Here is a 23463-nt window from a genome sequence, read left to right as displayed (position 1 = left end):
GCTCAACGAGATCCTTTGCAGATGGAATTACGTGTACAATTACGTGAGACCACACCAGAGCCTGGGTTATCTCACCCCCATGGAGTTCCTGAAGGCGTGGATGGAGGAGAGCAAGGATAGGGATGGAGTGTTCACCATGTAGTGAACCAGCACAACAAGTTGACAATATTAACAATAGTATGATTTAATAACAATAAATCGCAAGTTCAACAAGCAGGCGCCGGTGATGAGGAGCCCGGAGGCCCGGGTTTCTCATCAGTCATGGTGTTGTGGTTAAATGATACTGCAAGGGGGTCTCGCGGAACGTGAGGCGGGATCATAGAACAGGAAGGCACAGGAGGGCGGGAGAGAACATGCGTCGCTCGCAGTCCGCAGGAGAGAAACGCCGCGGGGTCAGGCCGGCGGCCCGCGGGGCCGTCGCCTTGGCCGCGTTAACCGCTCTCTTGCTTCTCCTGCCCGCTCCCCTTTCCCCCTCCGCCACCCTGCAGGAGAAGCAGGCCGAAGCGGAAAGGGTGCGAAGAGAGATGGAGGCCATGAAGGCGGAATCCCAGCGACTGGCCCAGGAATACAACGCCGCCAAGGACGCTTACGAGCTCATACGGGGCGAGGTGGAGCGCAACAGGGAAGAACTGGAAAAGGCACATCGCGACTACAAGCGTGCCCGCACCATCCTCAACGAGAGGTTGCGATCGATATACAAGTCAGGCGAGGTGAGCTCCATGGAACTGCTCCTGGAATCCACCAGCCTTGACGACTTCCTCACCCGTTATGACTTCTTTTCCTACATCGGGAACCGCGACTTCCAGGTCTACAGCGAGGTGAAGCGGCTGCGCGAGGAGATCAGCGAGAAACAGAGGATGCTCGAGGAGAAGGAGAATCAGCAGATGCAGACCCTCGCCAACGTGAACGCCAAGCGCCAGGCCCTGGAGGCCTCCCTGCAGGAGCAGCAGAAGCTCCTCGACAGCCTGAACAAGGAGATCCTCGAGTTGCTGACCCAGGGGATGTACTACGGCACGCCGCGCAGCACCCCCATCGGGAACTTCGTCTTCCCGGTACAGGGACCGTGTTCCTTCTCCAACGACTGGCACGCGCCCCGCACCGGCCACCTCCACCAGGGCAACGACATCTTCGCCGCCATGGGCACGCCCTGCGTTGCCTGCGTGTCCGGCACGGTTTACCAGGGGGAGGGAAAGAACGCGGGCCTGTACGTGAGGCTGGTCGGCGATGACGGCAACGTATATTACTACATGCACCTGCAGCGCTTCGAGGCCACCGGACACGTGAGCGCCGGAACGGTCATCGGTTACGTGGGAGATACCGGAAACGCCGTCGGCGGCCCTCCCCACCTGCATTTCGAGTTCCACCCCGGCGGCGGGCCCGCCGTCAACCCCTACCCCATACTCCTCGCCGCCTACCGTTGAGGACGGCCGTGAAACACCGACCGCCGCACACCCGGGTGCGACCGGCACCGGGCCAAGGATCCCCCGAATCCTCGTACCTGCATGTTCGCCCGGAGAGGTTCCGGGGGCATCACGTGACCGGCACCAAGCCAAGGATCCCCCTTATCCCGTCGCGCTCGCAACTCCGTCCGCCGGGCCCCTTCCGCATGCCCACGCCGCGACCGTGAGATCCTTCGCGGGAAAGGGGATGATGCCGGGCGCGGGGCCATTTCACGAAAGTCGGTGGGGCGGACGGCGTTCAGCCCTGGAACCAGTGTCGCGGGGGCATGGCCAGCAGGACATCGCGGCGGCGCCGCAGGGCGGGCAGGAAGACGGAGGTGAGGATGAGGCCCAATGCCACGCCTCCCAGGTGAGCGAACCACGCGGTGCCGGCGGAGACGCCGCCCACGGCGGAGGTGACGCCCTCGACGAACTGCAGCGCTATCCAGAACCCGATGACAACGAAGGCTGGTATGGGCACGATGAAGAAGATGAAGAGCGTGTAAATGGTGGCCCTGGGGTAGAGGAGCAGGTATGCCCCCAGGACCCCGGAGATGGCCCCGCTCGCCCCCAGCAGGAAAGTGATGCTCTGCGGATAGACGGCGACGTGGGCGAGGGTCCCGCCCACCCCGCACACCAGGTAAAAGAAGAGGAATGGGACATGGCCCATGACGTCCTCCACGTTGTTGCCGAATATCCATAGGTAGAGCATGTTTCCAAGGATGTGCAGCCACCCGTCGTGGAGGAACATGGAGGTCAGGAGGGGCAGGTAGACCTGCTTGGAGGGGACGGCCGACACGGGGTAACCGAATACCTGCTGCAGCGCCCCCAGGGGCAGCCGGGCGCCGTGCACGATCTCCCAGGGCACAACGGAATAGCGGTAGAAGAAGAGGTCGAGGCGCGTTCCCGTGAGTACGAGCATGTAGAGGAAAACGGCCAGGTTGGCCAGTATGAGCCCCATGGTGACGACTGGTGCACGGCGGGTGGGGTTGCGGTCGTAAAGTGGGATCAATGCCGCCTCCTTCCCGCTCACGCGCGGCGTCCCGCCGCCACTATGAAGCCCCCGGCGGCGCGCCACCCGCGGCGCACGGCCGCCGCCTCGTAGGCCACCGCGATCAGTCCCGCCGTACGGCAGAAGGCGCTCACCAGGCAGTCCCCGTAGGTATCCAGGCAGAGCAACTCGTAGCCGGCATCCGCGAGCTCCCTGCGCACGCGACGCGGCGTGTTGCAGCGGTAATGGACGGGGTAGACCTCATCGCTGCCCCGTCCCGTCAACCTACCGACCAGGCCCATGCGCCACTCCTGGGGCAGCAAGCGCGAGAGGACGAGGTTTGCGGCGTAGGGATAGTAGAGGACGTTGGGGGTCATGATCACCAGGTGACCTCCCGGCCTGAGCACGCGACGCACCTCTCTCAGCAGGCGCCCGGGCTCTTGGATATGCTCGAGGAGGAACTTACAGGCAGCGAGGTCCACGCTCTCGTCCCCCAGGGGGATCCCACCCTCGAGGTCGGCGCGAAGGTAGGCATGGTAGGGCCCGGAGACCTCATCTCGATCGACGCCTATGATCTCGGCGCGGGGAAGGAGAAAGGAGAGGAAGGCCTCACTGCCGCAGCCGAGGTCGAGCACGCGTCCTCCCTCGGGGCAGAGTTCCGAAAGGAGCGCTGCGTACGCCGCATGTCCGTCCGGCGCCCCCGGAACCCACCGCCGGTGCAGTTCGCGCGTCCATTCCCTTGCCGCAACCACGTTCATAGCAGCTCCCCGAGGCTCTCCACCACCAGGTCGGGCTGGGGGCGGTAACCCTCCAGGTCCTCCCTTTTCGAGACGCCGGTGAGCACCAGGCAGGTATCGAGGCCGGCGCGCCATCCCCCCAGAACATCCGTCTCCAGCCGGTCTCCCACCATCAGGGTGCGGTCCGGGCGTCCTCCCGAGACGTGCAGCGCGGCCTGCATCATGTAGAGATTGGGCTTGCCCACCACCAGCGCTTCCCTGCCCGCCGCCTTCTCCAGCGCGGCCAGTATGGCCCCCGCCCCCGGCCACAACCCCTCCGGGGACGGGAAGGTCGCGTCGGCGTTGGTCCCGATGAAGGCAGCGCCCCGGTGCAACGCGAGACACGCGATGCGCAGCTTCTCGTAGGTTAGCTCCGTGTCCCAGCCGACGATGACGTAGTCGGCCGTGCTCCCCTCCTCGCCCGCCAGCAGGCGCAGGCCCGTCCTCCCCACCTCCTCGTACAGACCCTCGCCGCCGATAAGGAAGGCCGACCGTCCCTCCAGGTCGTGGTTCTCCACGAGATACTGCGCCGTCGCCCCCGCCGAGGTGAGGATTTCCTCCTCGCGGGATGGTATGCCCATGGCCTCGAGCTTCTTCCTGTACTCGCCGCGCGTGTACTTCGAGTTGTTGGTGAGAAAGAGTATCGCCTTCCCCATCCCGCGCACCGCGGACACGAAGCGCACCGCGTCCGCTATGGGCTCGTTGTGCAGGTATAGCACGCCGTCCATGTCCATGAGGAGCACGTCGTATCTCGCCAGGGGCGAGGTGCGGCTGCGGGGATTCATGTGCCTGTTCCTCCGCACGCCCCGAGCTCGCGCTGCAGGCGGCGCAGGGTCTCGCCGTACAGCTCCATCTCGGGAGCCATGGCCGCCGCCAGCTTAACCTGCCCTATCGCCTGCTGCAGGCGGCCGGCGCGATGCAGGCACCTTCCCAGCCCGAAACGCGCGTAATGGTTGGTGGGGTCTATCTCCAGGGCCTCCTCGAACTCGCGGCAGGCCTGCTCGTGCCGCCCGCTGTTGTAGTACGCTATGCCCAGTGCTTCCACTATGGATCCCCGCCGCGGCTCCAGGACCTTGGCCCTTTCAAGCAACAGGGCCGCCTGCGCCGCCTTGCGCTGGCCCAGCAGCCGGCGCGCCTCCTGCAGGAGCTCATAGGCGCTCTCTCCCTCGGTCATGCCTCACCCTCCTCCGCCCGCCTTCGCCCCCGCTTCCCTGCGCTCGGAGAGGCGCACAAGCCCGGAGAAGGCCATGAGCACCCCCATGAGGGCCATGAGGTACGCGGCGGCCATGGTCTCCCGCTGCACCAGCACCCCCTCGGGATATATGCCTCTCTGGTTCGCCAGGCGGTAGGCGATGTCGAATATCCTCTGGTTGGACGCGATGTCGGCGTAGAAGAGCACGATTATCAGTAATCCCGCCAGCAACAGCACCACTCCGAAGTCCAGGCCGCGCAACCACCGCTCAAGGCGCCAAGCCGCGGGGATGTAGAGCAGGGCTGCCACTGCCAGTACGATGATCAAATAGGTGAGGACCCCCAGGTCCACCCCCTCGATAGAGACAACGTATGCAGCCGGCCCATCCGCCGCGCCCCAGCTCACCCGCACCCATCCCGCGAAGGACAACGCGAGGATAAGGACGGCCGCCGCGGTCGCCAGCAGCAGCGCGGCATAATCCATCCTGTCCCACTTCCTCTCCCGTTTCGCTATCCAGCCCATGAACCCTTTCGCCACGGCCCTCCCGCCCCCTCCTCTACCGGTCCTCCCCTCCACAGCCTTCAGCGCCGGCCTGCCGTGCGGTCCCCTCCGTGCACTCGCCGACCTGCCCTTTGCGGGCGAGGCGGCCTTCCCGCCCTCTCCCGCCGCCGGCCCGTCAGCCCCCCCTCGCGCCTTCTTGCCGCGCCCGAGACGCGAGAGCATCTCGTAGGTCCTCTCGCTGAAGGTGATGGTGATGGTGAACCTCTTCCCGCTCTTGCCATGTTTTTCCTTGCGCTCCCTCTCCAGCTCCGGCCGCAGGGATACTACCTTCTTCTGGGAAGCCGGGGTGAGCGTGCCGCTGGCCCTTCTTGTCGCCGCTCCGCCGGCGGTGGCGGGCCCCTCGCGCGCCACGCCCCCGACCTCGGCGGTGGAGCCTCCCTCCGCGCCCCCCTCGACGCGGCGCAGCGGGCCCCGCCTTCCCTTCATCTTCGCGTAGCACTGCTCGCAGAAGAGGGTGCCCGGTTCTATCTCCCGTCCGCAGCTCACGCAGTTAGCCATGACGGCCTCCGTGCGACAGAAGACGCTCCCGCGCGCATGATCCGCGCACGCACGATCCCACCTTCCCGCGGGGCCATCACCCGTCCCCCCTCCCGCGGCGGGACACGCCCCGCACGCGATCGCGCACGAAGAGGTAAAGCCCCGGCGCCCGACGGCTTAGCTGCTCCTTGAGCCGGTTTCGCGTTCTCTCCAGGGAACGCGCCAGCCACACCAGGAAGGCATGGGGCAGATGCGGGCTGACGAAAAGCCGGTCCGTCATTCTTTCCAGCGGCGCGGCAACCCTTGCCGGCAGCTTCCCCATGGCGCGGTACAGGCGCACGAAGGGACGGAAATAATAGCGCGCGAAGTAAAGCTGGTCGCGCGGCAGGGTGGGTTGGTCGACGTAGCGGTCCTCGCGGTAGTCGTAAACGGGAGGCACCCATCCCTCCTTCACGGCCGTCTCGAAAAGCGCCGTGTCCGGGTAGGGATAGTAGATGGGGCTCAGGGAATGGTCCGCCCCTATCTCGGCGTTGAGCTTGATGGTGTCCAGGACCCGGGACTTGTCCTCGTAGGGCAGGCCGACCATGTTGTAGGCCACCGTCTTGATGCCCGCCTCGCGGCAGGCGGCAAATGCCGCCACTATCTTCTCCCGCGACATGTGCCGGTTCAGCACCTGGTTGCGGATGAAGTCGTTGCCGCTCTCGACGCCGAAGAACATCTGGTAGCAACCCGCCTCCCGCAGCATGCGCACGATCTCCGGGGTGACCAGGTTGGCGCGGTAATTGCATATGAAGGGCAGGTTTATCTCCCTGCGGTAAAGCGTGGTGAACCTCTCCAGCCAGCCGTCCTTCCAGGGGAGGATGTCGTCGCGGAAGTTCAGGTAGCGTATACCGGGGTAAACCGCGAGGAGCTTTTTCAGGTACTCGATGCTGTATTCCGGGCTGTGGAAGCGCGAGTAACGGTTCTTGTTGGGATAGATGTCGCGCATCTTCTTGTTGGAGCAATAGGTGCAGCTGTAGGGGCAGCCCCGGGAGAGGATTACCACCCCCGTGTTGATGCGGGTGGATAAGAGCCGGGAGAAATCGAAGACGGCGAAGTCCGGCAGGGGCAGGACGTCAATGTCCTCGATGAGGGGCCGCACCGGGTTGCGACGCACCTCCCCGCCATCTTTCACCCAGATGCTCGCGGTGTCGCGGTAATCCTCCCCGGCGTCCATCTTCTTCACCAGCTCGAGCAATGCCTCCTCACCCTCCCCGCGGCAGATCATGTCCACACCTTCCGTGGCGATGACCTCCTCGGGCAGGGTGGTGGGATGATAGCTCCCGCATATCACGGGGACGTCCAGGCAATCCTTGGCCCAGAGCACGTATTCCCTCACCTGGGGATATTCCCTGGTCATGGTGACGAAACCAAGCAGGTCGGGGCCCTCCCGTCGCAGGGTCTTCTGGAAGTCTCCCCTCTCCGCCGGGGAGGTAAGATGGTAGAGCGACACCTCGTGTCCCGCCTCCTTGAGCACGGCGGAAAGGCTCGCCACCCCCTCCATGTACCAGCCGCCCTCCTCCACGCCCAGCATGCGGCCGCTGCCCGGGTCCACGTTGATCTTGTAATCCGGGTAGACGAAAAGTACCTTCAAGTCATCCTTCCTCGCATGACGGTCGGCCCCGCAGGGCCTTGCCTTTCCTCGCTGCCATGCTCACGCGGCGCAGACCTCGCACTCCGCCCGCGGCGCGCCTCGCGCGCTTCGCGCCACGCCACGCGATGCGCGTCCGTGACCCCACGCTTAAAATATTACCCCATCCGCCGTTTCCGGCGCATGAGCGGCCGCCCTGCGCCTTGCCGGATGTTCACAAGAGAGGAAGCCGCGGTGCAACGCCACGACCGGGTTCACCTGCGCGCCGCCCCCCGACCCCGCGCCTCACTTGAAGCGGTAAAGGGAGAACGGCTCGATGTCCAGGCTCGTCTCTCCGTCCAGCACCAGTTCGCTCAGGAGCTTCCCGGTGATGGGAGCCAGGCATATCCCGTCCCCCGCGTGCCCGGTCGCCAGGTAGAAACCCCTCACCCCCTTCACCGTCCCCAGGATGGGCAGTCCGTCAGGAGAGCAGGGCCGCAGGCCGGCGAAGCTGCGTATGACGTCCAGGTCCTCCACCCAGGGCAGGAAGCGCATGGCGTTCCGCGCGATGGCGTTCATGGCCTCGGGAGTGGTGCTGTTGTCGAAACCGACGAACTCGCGCGTGCTCCCCAGGAGGATGTTGCCGCTCGCAGCCTGCTCCGCCGTAAAGCCCAGCCCCAGCCTGGCCGCCTCCTCGTCCTCCGGGAGCAACTCCGGGATGTTTGCCTTCGTGCCCAGGTATTCGGCTCCCGAGACAATGGTCTTGAGGACGGGGTCGCGCTGCTCGGTCACGAGTATCTGCCCCCTCTGGGGGAGCACGGGAACGTCCACGATGATCATCTTCCCTATCTGGTTGGAACCGATCCCCGCCGCGCAGACAACGCGCCGCGAGTGGATGTTTCCCGCCGTGGTGTGCACCTCCCTCACCCGGTTGTTGGTGACCACGATGTTCTCCACCCGGCAGCCCCGCAGTATGGTGGCACCCATCTCCTGCGCCTTCTGCGCCAACCCCAGGGTGAGCGATATTGGGTTCACCTGCGCGTCACCGGGACAGAACGAACCTCCCTTGACCGTCTTTCCCACCTCGGGGAGGTATTCCTTCAACTCCGCGGCGGAGAGCATCTCCACCTCGAGGCCCGCCGACTTCAGCGCCTTGGCCCTCGCGCGCAGCTCCTTCATCTGCTCCTGGGACGTGGCCAGCATGATGCCGCCGCAGGGGTTGTACTCGATGTCAACCTCCAGGTCCTCCGCCAGGGAGGGGAATAGCTGCGCGCTCTCCAGGGCCAGCTTGAGGTGGCTGCCCGGCATCTTGGTCTGCAGGGAAACGAAACCGTCGCACGCCCCGGAGGCCCCGGAAGCGAGGTCTTCCGCCTCGACCACCATGACCTCAGCGCCCTCCTTGCAAAGGAAGTACGCGGTGGCGGCCCCGATGACGCCTCCACCGATGATCACCACCTCGGAACTAAGTATCTCGGACATCTCCTCCCCCTAAACGACTCAATCTTACCGGGCGGAGCGGGGGTCTCGGGCTTCCGAAACCCAGCTCTTCCACCGTGCGCCCGCTCTTTTCCGCCAGCTCCCGGCGCAGCGGCTCCAGGCAGAACCTCCCCTGGCAGTAACCGAGCCCTACGCGTGACGCCCTGCGCAGCGCGGCGAGGGAACGAAATCCGTGACCAGCCGTCTCCTCTACTTCGGAGCGGACTATCTCCTCGCAGCGGCACACTATGCAATCCCCGGCGCCGCGGTAACCCTCCACCTCCTCGGCTTCTTCTATGAAGATTTCTCGGAGCCTCACTCCCCTTACCTTTAGGGCCCACTCTTCCGGGACCTCGAGCGTCACCAGCTTGGTTGCCGCCGTTCCTCCCGCCGCCGTCACCTTCAATATCTTCCCCTTCCCCAGCTCCTTTCCCTCCCCGTCCACCGCCCGGGCCTCCTCTCCGGCTCGCGGCTCCTCTCCCATCTCGTAAGGCACGGTCACTGCCGCCATCCCCCCGCCGGCACGACGGTCGAGCAGAAACACGGCCATCCCGGGGCATACAGCGACGCAGCGCCCGCAACCGTCACAGGCCTCCGGGTCGCTCACTGGTAGTGCACAGATGTCCTCCCCCACCCTGATGGCCCCCTTGCTGCATGCGGTCTCGCAGGGGTTGCAGGGGATCTCCTGGCGGCAGTCGATCACGGCCACCGCCTTGCGCCGCGAGACCTCCCAGGCCCTCGCCCAGTCCCCGTGGCCGCCCGCAAGGCTCTCCCCGCCCTCCCGGGGCCTTCCGCCGTCCGCACCCTTTCCCTTCCCGCTCGACCTTCCCATGTCCACCGTCCCGGTCTTCCTCAGCCGGAGCATAACCTGGCCTTCGCCGCCCTCTTGCTGCGGGCGGAGGGCCCCCCGCGCAAGCCCTCCAGTCGCGCGAGCAGGGCGCTCTTTATCGCCGCTGCCTCCGCTGCATCCAGGACGCCGAGGTCCTCCGCCGCCGAGACGGCGGCGAGCCTGCCTTCGTCCATGGCCACGGAGGCCTCCTCCACCCCCGCGGCGTCCCCGGCCACGTAAACCCCCGGCGCGCTGGTGCGCATGTCCCGGTCATGCCAGGGCAGGAAACCGCCCAGCTCGCCGGCGTAGGAGATGCGACACCCGCGCATGGCCGCCAGTTCCGCCTGTGGGGCGAGGCCCACCGCGAGGCAGAGGGCGTCAACGCGAAAGCGCTTCACGCCCCCGTCGTCCAGGGATTCCACCAGCGCCGCCTCGACTCCCTCGCCGCCCTCCGCCGCCAGGAGGCGGTGGCGCAGGTAGACGGGCACCCCCTCCCGCCGCACGCGCTGCAGGTGCACCTCGTAACCGGAGACCTCCCCCTCCGCCTCAACAACACCCACCACCTCCGCTCCCGCCTGGAGCAACTGGTAGGCCACGATAAGGCCGACGTTCCCCGCCCCCACCATGAGGACCCTTCTTCCCGGCAACACGCCGTGCAGGTTTACCAGGGTCTGCGCGGCCCCCGCCCCCATCACGCCCGGCAGCGTCCATCCCGGGAAGGGAAAGCTCTTCTCGGAGGCGCCGGTCGCGATAACGGTGGCCCGCGGCCTCAGTACGTAAACCCCCTGCGGCCCGTCCACCAGCAGCTCTCCCGTGCGAAAGCAGCCGAGCACCGCCGAGGAAAGCCTGACCTCCACCCCGGCCCTCGCGCAGTCCTCCATCAGCTCGCGCGCTATCTCGAAGCCGCGCTTTCCCGCACCGTGATGGCGGGAACCGAAAAAGCGGTGGATCTGCTTGTGGAGCTGCCCGCCGCCGCGTTCGTTCTCGTCCAGCACCAGCGCCCGCACGCCCGCCTGTGCCGCCTCCAGGGCGGCGCAGAGGCCGGCCGGCCCGGCTCCCACGACCACCATGGGGTGTTCATGCACCGGAAGGGCCATGCCTGCGACCTCCCGGCGTCTCCACCCTCATGCCGTCGCGCACCGGCGTCGTGCAGGTACGCACGTTCTCCACCCCGTCCACGGTCATCACGCACTCCGTGCAGCGGCCGACCATGCAGAAAGGCCCCCTTGCCTCGCCTCTTCGGCGCGAAAAGCGCGTTGTCCTTATGCCCGCGGCGTAAAGGGCCGCGGCCACGGGTTCCCCCGCCCGCGCGGTGACCCTCCTGCCGTCCACGAAGATGGTCACCTCCTCCCCCGCGACCATGTCGCCGAGGACGGGGTGCCGCTTGACCCTGAGGTCCAAGGCAACCTCCCTTTTCCCGTTTACGCTCGCCTACTCGTTCCCGCTCCGCTTCCTGCTGCGGTGCGCGCCTTTCCCCCGCCCGAATCCGCCCCCCCGGAAAGCGCCGCCTCCCCCCGCGCTTTCTGCACACGATGATACAGCAGGCGGCCGTCCTTTTCTCAAGTGCGCGCGGAAGCGGATGCCGTGGATATTCTCTCCGATTTAAAGCGCGGGGTGCGCCGGCGAAAGCGACGCGTCGGCGGAGGGCAGCGCTGCTCAGCCCTTTCGGCCCGCGGTGGAACGGGTCCCCCTTACCCTGTCGGGAGACAGGGAACGGGTGACCAGGTCCACGGCCTCCCTGGTTATCTCGTCGATGTTGCGCTTCAGCGGAGCTTCCATCCAGTAATTGGCCAGGCGCACCAGCTGGCCCACGATGGCATGGGCGGCGATCTCGGGGTTGACCTCGCGGATGGTGCCGTCCCGCACCCCCCGGGCGATGGTCCTTCTCAGGTCCTCGGCGATGGTCACCGTCATCTGCGAGAGCTTCTTCTCGAAGGAGGGCTCCCCCAGCACCGCCCCCTCGAGGTAGAGGTTGTAGATCTCCCTGTTTTCCACGATGAGCTTGAAGGCCACGGGGATGGCTATCCTGATACGCTCCAGCATGTCGTCCACGGAGGCTATCCTCTCGGCCACCCTGGACCGGAAGATGTTGACGCCTTCCTCCGCGAGGTCGAGGAGCAACTCCTCTTTCCCGGAATAGAGCTCGTAGAAGTCGGCGGCCGACACCTTTGCGGCCGCGATGATATCCCTCTCGGTGGTGTTGTGATACCCCTGGCGCGAGAAGAGGCGGATCCCCGCGGCCATGATCTTCTCCCTGGTCTCCGCCTTCTTCGCCCTGCCCGAGCGGGCGGCCCCCTGCGGCTTCTCCGCCGGGGCCTCGCTGTCCATCTGCCTCCAGATCTCGATCTTAGCCGCCATGATCTCCTTGATCTTCTCCAGGGGGAGGTGCTTCTGCAGCTGCAGTCTCCTTATGTAGTTGATCATCTGGATGTAGGAGGGGTCGTAATAGGCCATGTTGCGGTGGGTCTTCATCGGCGGCGGCAGGAGCCCTATGCGCACGTAGTAGTTGATGGCCGAAGTTGATACGCCGGTCGCGCGTGCCACCTGGGATACCTTCATCAGGTTCCGCGTGTCCGGCTCCCCGCGTTTCGCGCTTGGCGCTTTCTTCTTCCCGGATACCTTCTTTTTCGCCGGCATATGTTAAGTATAGATTATCATTTCAAAAAGGCAAGCCTCCCCCGCCGGATCTGCCGTCGCTTTGCACGGACCGCCTCCCCGAAAACCGAACCTCCCGCGGACGGCGACACTCCGAGCGCAGGAACCTCTTCCCGGTGCGACCCCCGTAACGGCGGTTCGCATCAGGAAAACGCCGACTCGTGGTCGTATATCACGAGGCCGGAGGGGAGCTTGGGATAGAAATAGGAGCTCTTGTGGGGCATCCTCTCTCCCGCCGAGGCGATCTCCCAGATGTCCTCCATGCGCGTGGGGCGCACCAGGAACGCGACGGAGGCCTTGGCCGAGGACACCTGGTCGAGGGCCTCGCTTTCCCAGGGGGTGAAGGAGAGCTCGCCGTTCTCCGCCAGCCTCTCCGGCTGCAACCCCATGACCTCCTTGAGGACGAGCGCGTGGAGGATGGATATGTCGAGCTCCTTCCACCTCCGGCTCTCCTTGCCCTCTATCTCCCGTGCGGGAACCACCCCCCTGCGCAGCACAAGGCGCATGATCTCCCTGCCGGTGACCATGATAAAGCGCGCCCTTCCCTCCCGCTGCAGGTCCGCCGCGAGCGATCCCCGCCTTTCGGCCGCGTTCCCCTGCACGACCTGGAGCTCGAAGTACCTTTCCAGCCTGCGGTATGTCTCCTCCAGGGGAAGGTGGAGCTTCTTCAGGACGCGGTGCACGGGAAGGATCACCAGGCCGGGGTCTTGCGAGCGCACCAGGGTCGCCGAGACGAACTTGCAGGGGTGGCCGGGATCCCTGATCGTGGGATCCTCCTTGCTGAACGCCAGCGCGGTCTCATAGCGGTGATGCCCGTCCGCTATGATGAGGTTCCCGGCCCGCAACGCTCCCGCTATCCTCACTATCTCCCCGGTATCCTCCACCCGCCACATCCGGTGTTCCACTCCCTCGTCGTCGACGAACTCGACGAAGGGGGGGCGGGTGGTGACGTCGTCGAGCGCCTGCCGGACATCCTCCTCGCCGTCGCGGAAGACCATGAAGACCTGGCTGAAATTGGCGCGGCATGACCTCAACAGGTAAAGTCTCTGCGAGCGCGTGCGGGGAAAGGTCATCTCGTGCGGGAGTACCCCGCGGGGCCCCAGCTCCATGCACCTGAGGGCGCCGATGATGCCCGTGCGGGTGATCCTTCCCTGGGGCGAGGCGAAGGTCTGGCAATGCAGGTAAAGGCAGGGCGCCTCGTCGCGCAACAGCACCTCGCCCCTTTTCCAGGCGCGGTAGACGGCCGCCGAGGTGTTCCAGAACGCCTTCTCCTCCTCGTCCCGGGGAAGTATGAGGCGGACGATGTTGTAAGGCGAGCGTTCCTGCAGCTTTTGTTTCTTCGCCTCGTCGATGATGTCGTAGGGAGGTGCGATGACCCGCGAGATATCGCCCACCACTTCCCTGTTGTAGAACAAGCCCCTGAAGGGCCTCAGTATGGCCAAGCCTTCACTCCCACAATTTACCATATTCTGCGTCGCTGACCCGGCTTTATCTGCAACATTATAACCAAAGCGCCCATCCTTGTATACGCGATGCAAGTTTTCTCACCCCGTTCCGTTACCTCTTCGGACGGTTATGCGGCCGGATGCCGCCCTCCCGCGCCGTGGCCTTTTCAACAACATTTCGCCGGCAACAGCGCCGACACCTTCCCGCGGAAGACACGTTGAGCCACGTTACCGGTCCTCAGCCGGGAAGGGGTGCGGTGAATTGAAAAAAGTTGCGCCGTTTTTCCTCTTTCCTATTGAACCCGCGGGTGCGTTGTAATAAAAATATGTTTGCCGATCTTTGCAGTTTCCATCCCGCAAGGCACAAGTCAGTCCAACCGATGCCGGGGAGCTCGAGATGATCTTCAACGCCGAACAGGCGGCATGTATCTGCGGTTGCACGGTGCGGCAGGTCCGCTACTGGAGCCGGACCGGCATCATACAGCCCTTCCGCGCGAGCGGGGACGAGCGCGGCGGCGAGGGGTACGACTTCCGCAACCTCGTCGAGCTGAGGACCGTGGCCCGCATGCTCGCGAGGGGCATCAGCCTCCAGAAGATCCGCAAGACCCTTGCATACCTGCGCGAGAGCACGGATTACTCCCGCCCTCTCTCCGAGTGCAAGCTGGTCACCGACGGCTCCACCATCTTCGAGATCTGCGACGGTCCCGAGAGGCTCCTCGACACCCTGCGCCGGGGGCAGGTGGCCTTCTGCATAGCCCTGGACGACATCAGCGAGGAGGTCTCCACGCGCGTGGTGGAACTGACACGCGAGCGGCAGGACTTCCTGCAGAGGTTGCAGGCCTGAACGTTAACGGGCCTGGACCGGGCTCGCGCCGACAAGGCCGGCAAGATCACCCGTCGCCGACGGCCGTCATCACCGAGGCTCGTGCCCGTGCGTGCGCAAGCGTTCGGGTTGCCCGCGCCTGGTTTTGCCTCTATATTGTTGTTTACGTCCAGTGACCAGACCCGTGACACAACGGGAAGATGGATAAGAGGCGAGGGACGGCGGTCATTTCCTCCGAGGTGGGACGATGGTCTTCGCGCAACCGGACCTGGTGCTCCTGCATCCGCCCAGCGTCTACGACTTCCGCACCATCACCACCGTGCCCAGTCCCTTGAGCGACCTGTCGCCCTCCACCACCGCGTTCGAGAATTACCCCATCGGTTTCGCCTTCCTGGGTGAATACCTGGAGCGCAACGGCATAAACACCAGGATCGTCAACCTCGCCCAGCGCATGCTCGAGGACGACGGCTTCGACGTGCCCCGTTTCCTGTCCCGCCTGCGACCGCGGGCTTTCGGCGTCGACTTTCACTGGCTGACGCACGCCCAGGGGGTCATCGAGGTCTCGCGCTTGCTGAAGGAGGCGCACCCCGACATACCCGTCATCCTGGGTGGGTACACGGCCTCCTTTTACCATCACGAGCTCATGCAGTACCCGCAGGTAGACTTCGTCATCAGGGGTGATTCCGCGGAGGAGCCGCTGCGCAGGCTCATGGAGTCGCTCATGCACGGCGGCTCCCTCGACGACATACCCAACCTCACCTACAGGGACAGCCGCGGCGAGGTGGTGGAAAACCCTCTCACCTACGTACCGGCGAATCTCGAATACCTCGGTGACGGCTACCGTTACATGATACGCTCCGCCCTAAAGTACCGTGACCGGAAGAGCCTCGGCTTCTTCTGGAACTGGTGGCGATATCCCATGACCATGGTGTTGACCTGCAGGGGATGTTCGTACGATTGCGTTTTCTGCGGCGGTTCCGAGAGCGCGCATGCCCGCCTCTGCGGACGCGGGCAGGTCGCCTTCCGACCCCCGGAAAAAGTGGCCTCCGACGTGGGCTTCATCTGCAAGTTCACCACCGCCCCCATCTTTCTCGTGGGCGACCTCCTGCAGGGAGGGCGGGAATACGCCATGGAGACCATAGAGCTGCTCAGCCAGTTGAACCCCAGGAACCAGCTCGTCTTCGAGCTCTTCGCCCCCGCACCGCGTGAATACTTCGACCGCGTGGCCTCGAGCTTCGACAACTTCAACTTCCAGATCTCGCCCGCCACCCACGACGAAACCCTGCGCGAGGCCATTGGCAAGCCATACGGGAACGAGGAGCTGGAGCGCAACATCGCCTGGGTGATCGAGTCGGGGTGCGGCAAGTGCGACCTATTCTTCATGATCGGCCTTCCCGGACAGAGCAGGGATTCCGTCATGGAGACGGTGGAGTACTGCGCGTACCTGTTGCGCCAGTTCGGGCCCCGCCTCAACCCATCCATAGGCCCCGTGGCCCCTTTCATCGACCCCGGCTGCACCCTGCATCGGGAAGCGCAGCGCTATGGCCTGCGCATCATCCATAGGAGCATCGACGATTACGCGCGGGCGTCCCTATCGCCGCACTGGCGGGACATGCTGGGATACGAAACGGATTTGCTGAGCCGCCAGGACATCGTCGACGTCACCTACGAGGCGCTGATCGCGCTCAACGCCATCAAGGGCAAGAACGGGATCATCTCTGCGCAGCGCGCTTCGCTGAACGACCGGCGGCTGCGGGACACCGTGTCCCTTCTCAAGCTGGTCGACGACATCCTGGCCTTGCCCGATCCCATGCTGCAGCTCGGCGAGCTGGCGAAGGTGCGCGAAGAGGCCCTCAAGCTGCAGCGCCAGCTCTACATGCCCAAGGAGGAGTTGACGTGGCCTCTCATGGGGAGCCGCTTCAAGCGCCTCAACCTGCTGCGCATCATGGCGGGCTGGATCTGAGGATGGCTGTTCGAAACGCCTTCTGCCCGCGGGGCATGGATCAGGGAGAGAAATCCTCCTCCACCAGCTGGTCCGCTTTCTCCCTCAGCTGCTTGAAGTCCCTCTTCACGCGGCTGCTCTCCGGCAGCAGCTTGTCCGTGGCGTTGAAGCCCCATCCCTCGTAGCGTATGGCGATGCGGGGACTGAAAACCCGCTTGGCTTCCGCCCCGCACTCCTCGCATTCCGCGACCCTCTCCGCGTCCATGGGCTGCAGCAGATCGAAGCGGTGGCCGCATGCCGGGCACTTGTATTCGTAAATGGGCAATCCTTTCACCTCCAGGTGGATATTATAGCAGGTCTTTCGGCTTCCCTCGCCAGACCTCGATCAGCGGCAGCAAGGCGGGCTCGAGAAGCCGTGCGCTCGCGCCACGGCACAGAGAGCGTCCGCCGGCGGTGAGGCTTATGCGCGCGGCTCCGCAGGACGCGCCGCGCCCTCGCGGTGAAGTATGGTGGATGGCGCAAAATCTCTGTAGAATCGCCTTATACGATATCCGGCAATGCGCGGGAGGAGGGAGAAGATGCCATCGTACGAGACGTTGTGCGTAGAGAAAAGGGAGGGAGTGGCGATCCTGACCCTGAACCGTCCCGAGGTCCACAACGCCATGAACTCCACCATGTTCCTTGAGCTCGCCGCCGCCGCCAACGAGCTGCAGCACGATGCCGAGGTGAGGGCGGTTGTGATCACCGGCGCCGGCAAGTCCTTCTCCAGCGGACTGGACCTGGGCAGCTTCGCGGGACTGGGCCAGTTGACCGCCCTGCAGATACACACCTTTCTCAAGGACGTGCAGGGGACCTACCTGGCCTACGAGATGATGGACAAGCCGGTCATCGCCGCCGTGAACGGACTGGCCTTCGGGGGAGCCCTGGAGCTGGTCCTGGCCTGCGATATCCGCGTGGCTTCCGACGACGCCAGGTTCAACCTCATGGAGATCAAGTTCGGTATCATACCCGACCTGGGCGCCTGCAAGCGACTGGCCCGCCTGGTCGGGTTGGGTCACGCCAAGGAGATCATCTTCACGGGCAAGACCATAGACGCCGCGGAAGCTCATCGCCTGGGCATGGTGGAGCACGTCTGCCCGCGCGAGCAGGTGATGGATGAGGCCATGAAGCTGGCCGCGGAGCTCGCCGCGGGGCCCGTCCTGGGCATCGCCCTGGCCAAACAGGTCATCAACCGCTGCTGGGATTCCGATCCGGAGACCGCGCTGGAGTTCGAAGCCATCGCCCAGACCCTGTGCCTGGTTTCCGCGGACCACCGGGAGGCCGTGCAGGCGCTCCTGGAGAACAGGAAGCCCCAGTTCAAGGGCGGTTGAGGCCGAGGGGCTTACTCCTCGTTCATCGGTCGCCGGGCGCTGAGGCAAGGAGTTCGCAAACCCGATAGTCTTCCGCCAGGACCACGTTCTTGTCGATCACCCTTCAGCCGGTGCCCTGCGGTTCCGGGAGGGGGGGTATGCGACCGTTCCCTTCCCTACCCTTCTTTCAGTCGCTCAAGCTCACGCCGGGCCAGGAACCCTGCCTCCCCGTCGGGATCCAGCTGGGCGGCCTTGGCCAGCGCGAAGCGCGCTTCCTCGTCGCTTCCCAGGCTCGCCAGGCAGGCCCCCAGGATATAGTAGGCCCACGGATCCCCGGGCTGCAGCCTTATGTAAAGGTCGATCAGGCCGCGGGCTTCCTCGTACCTGCCCTCCCTGGCCAGCAACCTCCCGAGGGAGATGCAGGCCAGGGGGTATTCCTCGCCGCTTTTGAGCGCCCGGCGGTAAAGCTTCTCCGCCTCTTCGTTCCGGCCGCGCGTCGCGTACGCCGCCGCCAGGTTGCAGAGGGCTTCCCGGTGGGCGGGGCACAGGGAGAGGGCGCGCTCCCACACCTTTACCGCCTCCTCCCACATCCCCATGTGCAGGGTGGTGACGCCGAGCAGGTTCAGTATATCCGGCTCCGCCTCGCTCCCCTTGAGGCGGGACTGCGCCTGCAGGAGCACGCGCATGGCCTCCCCGTTGCGCCCCTCCCCCAACAACAACTGCGCCAGGTTGATATACGCGAGGGCGAAGTGGGGATCGGCGGCTATCGCCTTGCGATAGAACCCGATCTTCCAATCTCTCTCACCCACCATGCGCAGGGCGTAAACGAAGTAGAGGAGCGCGCGATGGTTGTGGGTCATGCCCTCGCCGATGCGCTCCGGCCGCAATGCGCCGCGCTCCATCCCCAGCATCTCCGAGACGGCGAGGACCGACTCCTCCGCCAGGTCCTCGAGGGCCGGGACGTCGACGCTTAGGTGGCCCGACCTCACGTCACCGCGCAGGCCCCGGAAGAGGGAGGAGAAGCGCCGCGGCGGATCCTCGGCGTCGGTGCGCGCGAAAAGCAGGTTGACCTCCACCGCCTCGACGACGGGACGGTTCTCCGGCTTGAATGCCAGCTCCCCCCAGACGGCCGCCTCCGCGCCGGCCCGAGCGGCGGCTTCCCTGACCTCGTCGGGCGAAAGCGTCCCCGCCAGCGACAACACCTCTCCACCGCGGGGAGAAGGGGCCAGGTCAACGACCTCCAGCCCGGCTACCCTGCTCAGCCCGTTGAGAAGGTAAAGGGCGATCATGTTCTCGACCGCCGCCGGCACCCTTCCCACGGCATTGGTGGCGAAAGGGAAGAGGGCTATCCTGAATGGCCCGCAATGCGCATCCGGCGTGGCGCGCGTCTCGCAGCCGTTATCGTTTTTCCCGTCACTCCTGGGGTTCATCGGTATGCCGTTCCTTCACCCTTGTTCCCGAAGACCTTTCCGCTCGACACTTACAATATAATCGAAAAACCGGGTCGTGCGCGCCGTTGACGGCCCACCCTGCGCGCGCCGCTTCCCTGCCGCAACGACCAAGCAGCCGCGAACGCGGCGGGCTGCGCATGGGCCGAGCCGGAAGACCGCTCAGGGCTGCAGTTTGTTTATCCCGCAGAAGGTCCCGTAATATATCGCGCCGTCAGGGCCTATTTCCGTAGCAGCATAGAAACTGTTGTGGAAGATGCTGTAGCCGATGACGTAATGGAAACGCGAGACGCCCGTCTCCCAGTCCACGGCCTCCAGCGTCCACGCCCCGCGGCGTTGCCCGATGCAGTAGATCATGCCGGTCTCCGCGCTCATAGTGGGGATGGCGTTGGGCAGGCTTATGGAAGGGTTACACCAGGCGGACTCGAGCCTGCGCGCTTCCGGGTCCCAAACGAATTTCTCTATACCGTAAGGGGCGATACCCGGGAGGTTGGAGAGCAGCATGGAGAAGGGCTGCAGGTTGGGAGGGAGCGAGCTGAGTATGTCCAGACCCAGGCGGTTGTTGACCACCACGGCGCCGTAACCACGCACCAGCACGGACTGCTCGGAATAGGACACCTTCGCCTCCGGGTCTCCGAAGGTCACCGGCACCTCGGCGGCGATGCGGGGGTCTTTGCCGGTCGCGATGGGCTCCCACCCGGCCGGGATCTCGTCCCTCCACATGAGCACCAGGCGCATGACGTCCTGCCCATCGGTTATGACCACGAAACGGTCGCCGTCCCCCGTCCCCATGAGGGTGGGGGTGCTCCCCGAGCCCTTGCCCAGGCGGCCGCCCTGCTGACCGGACCCGGCCTCGTAGGCGGCTTTCCATGCCCCGCTCGCCGGGTCGAGGGTGAGCCCGCTTCCCGTCCACTGCACGCGGTACATGTACTTGTCGGTCACCACGTAGATGCCGCCCTTCTCGCAGGCGGCGATGGAATTGGAGACGTGCTCCAGTTCATCCAAGGGCGTGGAGGGATCGGCGCTCGCGTTGAGAGACAGAAAACGCGCTGAGGCCGGGGAGAGCGAGCGGTCGATCACTCCCACCGTTCCCAGGTCGGTCACGAAGGCGACCATGCCGTCGTAGGTCATGGTCATGCCCACGATGCTCTCCGCCCCGGGACGCAGCAGGAAGGCGTCGGGTATGATGTACCTGCCCTTGAGGGCTATGGGAGAACCGCGGTCTCCAGGGATGGAATCGGAGAAGGCGTCGATGCCGCATCCGGCCCAGCTGGGGACGAAGAGGTTCCCGTCCCGGTCCAATACGTTGTAGGCGCCGCTGATGGAAGGATGGAAGTTCAGGGGGGCTCCCTCCCTCACTGCCGGTATGTAGCGGTCGATGACCGTGAAGGTCCCGGGATCGAGCTTGAACACCTCGCCCAAAATACCCGTGGTGGAGCACCAGATAACCCTCTTGCCGTCCGCATAGGGAGAGGAGAAGGCGGCGGTGATGGGTATATCCAGGGGAACGACCTCGTGGGAGAGCCTTATGGTGCCCGCATCCCGGGGACCCGTGAGAGGCGAGGAAGCCTGGCAGTAGGAGTTGCGGTGGCTCTCCGGCCAGGGCGAGTCCGCGAGGTAAGGGTTAACGGGCGGTTCCTCGTCCGCCGGCGCGGCCTTCTTCTCCCGGTAACAATGCAGGCCGTACCCCTTCCTGGTGACCACGGGCAGGCCGATGAGCCCACCCCAGAACACCGGCACCACCAGGGCTCCGTCGGCGAGGGTGATGTTGTTCAGGCAGGGGTTCTCCAGGGGCTGGGAGAAGCTCTCGTGGGAAGCGGCATCCAGGCTGACCAGAACGTTGAGCGCCTTTCCACCGGCTCCTTCCTCCATCCCGGCGAAGTAGAAACGGCCGCTGCCCGCCGAGTAGGCGACGCCGCAGGTCGCCTTCCAGTCCTCCAGGTAGCGCCTTTCCGCGTGGTCGCCCCGGTCCTCAAGCACCGCTATGTACATGGGAGGCAGGTCCGAGTACGTGGCGAGTTCCTCGAGGCCGGCCGGGATCATGTACATGCCTATCAGACCCTCGGGGGTAACCGCCACGGAAGCATAGATGACGTAGTCCCGCCATTGGTAGTCCCGCCACCCCTCGATCTCCGTGAACGTGTAGCGCCACAGCTCAGCACCGGTTGCGAGGTCTATGGCGATGAGGCCGGCGTGCCCGTCGCCGACATAGACGCGCCCGTCCGCGATGGTGGGGCTGGTCTGGGATTCCCCGGCTATGTCCTCGCAGGTCCAGATGACGTCCCATTTCCCCGCGGCGAGGTCCGGCTTGACCGCCCAGGCCACCCCGTCCTCGATGTTCGAGGTATGGTTGCCCACCAGTATCACCGTGCCATCCGGAGCGATGCCCGGGGTGTTCGTGTTCACCAGGCCCGAGGGCCGGTAAGGGGGCAGAAGGTCGCGCCCCCTGGCAGCGTCCTTGAGATACACGGAGCCCCGGTTGGTGCCCAAAAGGATGGATTTTCCGTCCGGATACAGGTGCGGGCTGATGGCCACCTCGGCGAAGCCCAACGATGAAGTCCAGCGCTTGTTGCCATCGGGGTCGTAGGCGATGACCTTGCCCAGGCAGCTCACCACGATGCTGAGGTCTCCGCGCGGGTCGCGGATGAGTAGCGGAGCCCCCGCCATGCCCGCCAGGGCTATCTCGGCCCTTTCCCACAGCACCCTTCCCGTCTCCGCGTCCAGGGCGTAAAGCCGCGACTGCAGCAGGCCGGAGTTCAGCATGTCGGAGAGCTTGACGCCCCCGCTCAGGGAGGAGGCGAGTGGGTCCAGGAGCCTCGCGAGCGGCGCCAGCCACATGGCGGGCTGGGAGTGGAAGTTCTGCTGGGTGGCGGTGACGTAGATGCGACCGTCGTCACCTACTGTCGGTGAGGAGAGGACGGAGGCGTCCTTGAGGGCCGACCACTTCAGCTCGAACTCGGCCGGCGCGGCTTTGCCCTCGGGGAGGACGTCCGAGTTGGCCGAGTCATGGTGGATACAGGGCCAGTCGCCTGCTTCCTTGAAGGGACCAAGATCGCCCCGCGCAGACGCGGTGCTCGCCGCCGGTACAGCCGGCGGCGACGGCATGGGAAGCATGAAGACAAGCAGCGCCGCGAGCGGCAGGACGACGATGCGGGCCTTGTTGCGCAGGTCGGTGCACCGGCGGGCACACCCTTCCCCTCGTGAACGGTACCGGAACATCACGTTCTCCCCCCTCCCATGAATGCATATACCGGCTCTAAAGGACCTCCCTCACGCGATATCCGCCTGCTCCTCGCTCACCAGCATTTTTTCAACGGCACGAGAAACAGGGCACACGAGCATAATGAATGGAGAAGGTGCCCTCTTTCGCTTCCCTTGCTTGGCGGCCTGCCATCTTTTTCTGCCCAGCTTTCCTTCAGAAATCTGCCGGCGGGTCGATTTTACCAGAGAACGGACCGGTGTAAGCAAAAAATCTCTGTTTCCTTCCCTGTCTGTCTATTCCGCGATGTTCCTTTTCCGTTTCACGTCACCGCTTAGGCTTTCCTGTGCATACCCCATTAACACGTATCGGGGATACTTCGTATTGGGTATGGGATAATAACAGAGATGCAGGTTTAGGCTGCCAGGTAAATGTGCGCATTCCACGGGAGGTGATCTTATGCAGCGGAATGTTGGCACGCTCGATCGTGCGGGAAGGGCTGCGCTCGGCCTCCTTCTCCTCGGCTTTGCATGGAGAAAAGGGGGGAAATCCGGGATCATGGCGGCTCACGCCTCGGGCATGCTCATGTCCTCGGCCTTGTCCGGTTACTGTCCCCTTTACAAGCTCGCCAACATAAATACCGTGGGCAAACCCGTCTAACCGAAAAAACCGGACACGAACGGGTCTTTACCCCGGGTTGCCGTTGAGTCCCGAGGCCGGAAGAAGCACATATACGCAACCACCAAGCCCGAGGAACTACGGGGTCGGTCGCAGCGAGGACGCCTTTCCCAAGTCCTCGGATCTACGAGAAAGGAACGCGGCGCCGAGCGAGACCGTTACCCTGAGGCCCCGGGCCGGAAGAAGCACATATACGCAACCACCAAGCCCGAGGAACTACGGGGTCGGCCGCAGCGAGGACGCCTTTCCCAGGGCCTCGGATCTACGAGAAAGGAACGCGGCGCCGAGCGAGACCGTTACCCTGAGGCCCCGGGCCGGAAGAAAACCACATCAAGGCTCACTATAAAAAAGGTGCCGGGTGTCGCCATGGGCGTGGGCGATAAACGGAGCCTGAGCCCGGGGAGTTGCGGAAAAGGTGAGGGCCGGGTCCGAAAACCCGGCCCTGGAAAGATGTTCCGGCGGCGACCTACTCTCCCACACGGTCTCCCGAGCAGTACCATCGGCGCTGGAGGGCTTAACTTCCGTGTTCGGAATGGGAACGGGTGATCCCCTCCGCCATGGCCACCGTGAACAC

General features: G+C 64.9%; 21 protein-coding genes and 1 rRNA gene. 6 read left to right on the top strand and 16 right to left on the bottom strand.

Translation table 11 applies throughout. The features are described 5' to 3' along the window. Together H5T73_08975 and H5T73_08970 are read left to right on the top strand one after the other, a co-directional pair. On the top strand, window positions 1-142 hold a 142-nt coding region (locus H5T73_08975; GenBank protein ID MBC7247896.1), incomplete at its 5' end, for a transposase. 280 nt (window positions 143-422) lie between these two features. Further along, window positions 423-1421 (top strand): peptidoglycan DD-metalloendopeptidase family protein, encoded by a 999-nt coding sequence (locus tag H5T73_08970; GenBank protein MBC7247895.1) that lies wholly within the window; start codon window positions 423-425, stop codon window positions 1419-1421. A gap of 277 nt (window positions 1422-1698) precedes the next feature. Here H5T73_08970 and H5T73_08965 read toward each other — a convergent pair whose 3' ends face one another. The 12 genes from H5T73_08965 to H5T73_08910 form a co-directional block, all read right to left on the bottom strand. Beyond that, entirely contained in the window at window positions 1699-2451 is a 753-nt protein-coding gene (locus H5T73_08965) for a rhomboid family intramembrane serine protease (GenBank protein ID MBC7247894.1), read from the bottom strand. Window positions 2452-2468: 17 nt separating this feature from the next. After that, window positions 2469-3188: a class I SAM-dependent methyltransferase gene (locus tag H5T73_08960; GenBank protein ID MBC7247893.1), complete on the bottom strand. Its 720-nt coding sequence runs from the start codon at window positions 3186-3188 to the stop codon at window positions 2469-2471. Beyond that, on the bottom strand, window positions 3185-3991 hold the full coding sequence (locus H5T73_08955; protein ID MBC7247892.1) for an HAD-IIA family hydrolase: 807 nt from the start codon (window positions 3989-3991) through the stop codon (window positions 3185-3187). The genes H5T73_08960 and H5T73_08955 overlap by 4 nt, the downstream gene beginning before the upstream one ends. After that, window positions 3988-4380, bottom strand: coding sequence for a tetratricopeptide repeat protein (locus H5T73_08950; protein ID MBC7247891.1), 393 nt, complete (start codon window positions 4378-4380; stop codon window positions 3988-3990). The genes H5T73_08955 and H5T73_08950 overlap by 4 nt, the downstream gene beginning before the upstream one ends. 3 nt (window positions 4381-4383) lie before the next feature. Beyond that, on the bottom strand, window positions 4384-5457 hold the full coding sequence (locus H5T73_08945; GenBank protein ID MBC7247890.1) for a zinc ribbon domain-containing protein: 1074 nt from the start codon (window positions 5455-5457) through the stop codon (window positions 4384-4386). A gap of 76 nt (window positions 5458-5533) precedes the next feature. Then, complete coding sequence (locus H5T73_08940; protein MBC7247889.1) at window positions 5534-7069, bottom strand: B12-binding domain-containing radical SAM protein; 1536 nt, start codon at window positions 7067-7069, stop codon at window positions 5534-5536. 282 nt (window positions 7070-7351) lie between these two features. After that, window positions 7352-8524, bottom strand: coding sequence for an FAD-binding oxidoreductase (locus H5T73_08935; GenBank protein ID MBC7247888.1), 1173 nt, complete (start codon window positions 8522-8524; stop codon window positions 7352-7354). After that, window positions 8508-9386 carry a (2Fe-2S)-binding protein gene (locus tag H5T73_08930; protein MBC7247887.1) on the bottom strand — a complete coding sequence of 293 codons (879 nt, stop codon included), beginning with the start codon at window positions 9384-9386 and terminating at the stop codon, window positions 8508-8510. The genes H5T73_08935 and H5T73_08930 overlap by 17 nt, the downstream gene beginning before the upstream one ends. Next, window positions 9374-10420 carry an FAD-dependent oxidoreductase gene (locus H5T73_08925; GenBank protein MBC7247886.1) on the bottom strand — a complete coding sequence of 349 codons (1047 nt, stop codon included), beginning with the start codon at window positions 10418-10420 and terminating at the stop codon, window positions 9374-9376. The genes H5T73_08930 and H5T73_08925 overlap by 13 nt, the downstream gene beginning before the upstream one ends. Window positions 10421-10427: 7 nt before the next feature. After that, the gene (locus H5T73_08920) at window positions 10428-10712 is read right to left on the bottom strand and encodes a (2Fe-2S)-binding protein (protein MBC7247885.1); all 285 of its coding nucleotides are present in this window, start codon (window positions 10710-10712) and stop codon (window positions 10428-10430) included. Between the two features lie 294 nt (window positions 10713-11006). Continuing rightward, on the bottom strand, window positions 11007-11909 hold the full coding sequence (locus tag H5T73_08915; GenBank protein ID MBC7247884.1) for a MerR family transcriptional regulator: 903 nt from the start codon (window positions 11907-11909) through the stop codon (window positions 11007-11009). Between the two features lie 239 nt (window positions 11910-12148). After that, window positions 12149-13447 carry a DUF1015 domain-containing protein gene (locus H5T73_08910; GenBank protein ID MBC7247883.1) on the bottom strand — a complete coding sequence of 433 codons (1299 nt, stop codon included), beginning with the start codon at window positions 13445-13447 and terminating at the stop codon, window positions 12149-12151. Between the two features lie 400 nt (window positions 13448-13847). On the opposite strand from H5T73_08910, the gene H5T73_08905 reads away from it, so the two are divergent. Next, complete coding sequence (locus H5T73_08905) at window positions 13848-14294, top strand: MerR family transcriptional regulator (protein ID MBC7247882.1); 447 nt, start codon at window positions 13848-13850, stop codon at window positions 14292-14294. Between the two features lie 226 nt (window positions 14295-14520). Further along, complete coding sequence (locus H5T73_08900; protein MBC7247881.1) at window positions 14521-16236, top strand: TIGR04190 family B12-binding domain/radical SAM domain protein; 1716 nt, start codon at window positions 14521-14523, stop codon at window positions 16234-16236. A gap of 40 nt (window positions 16237-16276) precedes the next feature. On the opposite strand, the gene H5T73_08895 is transcribed toward H5T73_08900, so the two are convergent. Beyond that, window positions 16277-16540, bottom strand: a complete 264-nt coding sequence (locus H5T73_08895; GenBank protein ID MBC7247880.1) for an FmdB family transcriptional regulator — start codon at window positions 16538-16540, stop codon at window positions 16277-16279. A gap of 253 nt (window positions 16541-16793) precedes the next feature. On the opposite strand from H5T73_08895, the gene H5T73_08890 reads away from it, so the two are divergent. Continuing rightward, window positions 16794-17585: an enoyl-CoA hydratase/isomerase family protein gene (locus tag H5T73_08890; GenBank protein MBC7247879.1), complete on the top strand. Its 792-nt coding sequence runs from the start codon at window positions 16794-16796 to the stop codon at window positions 17583-17585. 155 nt (window positions 17586-17740) lie between these two features. On the opposite strand, the gene H5T73_08885 is transcribed toward H5T73_08890, so the two are convergent. Beyond that, window positions 17741-18994 (bottom strand): tetratricopeptide repeat protein, encoded by a 1254-nt coding sequence (locus H5T73_08885; GenBank protein ID MBC7247878.1) that lies wholly within the window; start codon window positions 18992-18994, stop codon window positions 17741-17743. A 180-nt stretch (window positions 18995-19174) separates the two neighbouring features. After that, complete coding sequence (locus H5T73_08880) at window positions 19175-22231, bottom strand: PQQ-like beta-propeller repeat protein (protein MBC7247877.1); 3057 nt, start codon at window positions 22229-22231, stop codon at window positions 19175-19177. A 439-nt stretch (window positions 22232-22670) separates the two neighbouring features. On the opposite strand from H5T73_08880, the gene H5T73_08875 reads away from it, so the two are divergent. Continuing rightward, the gene (locus tag H5T73_08875; GenBank protein ID MBC7247876.1) at window positions 22671-22871 is read left to right on the top strand and encodes a DUF2892 domain-containing protein; all 201 of its coding nucleotides are present in this window, start codon (window positions 22671-22673) and stop codon (window positions 22869-22871) included. 471 nt (window positions 22872-23342) lie between these two features. On the opposite strand, the gene rrf is transcribed toward H5T73_08875, so the two are convergent. Next, a 5S ribosomal RNA gene (rrf, locus tag H5T73_08870) occupies window positions 23343-23458 on the bottom strand. Between the last annotated feature and the right edge of the window lie 5 nt (window positions 23459-23463).

Source organism: Actinomycetota bacterium, from assembly GCA_014360655.1.
Lineage (GTDB): Bacteria > Actinomycetota > Geothermincolia > Geothermincolales > RBG-13-55-18 > JACIXC01.
This window is presented reverse-complemented; position numbering and strand designations above follow the sequence as displayed.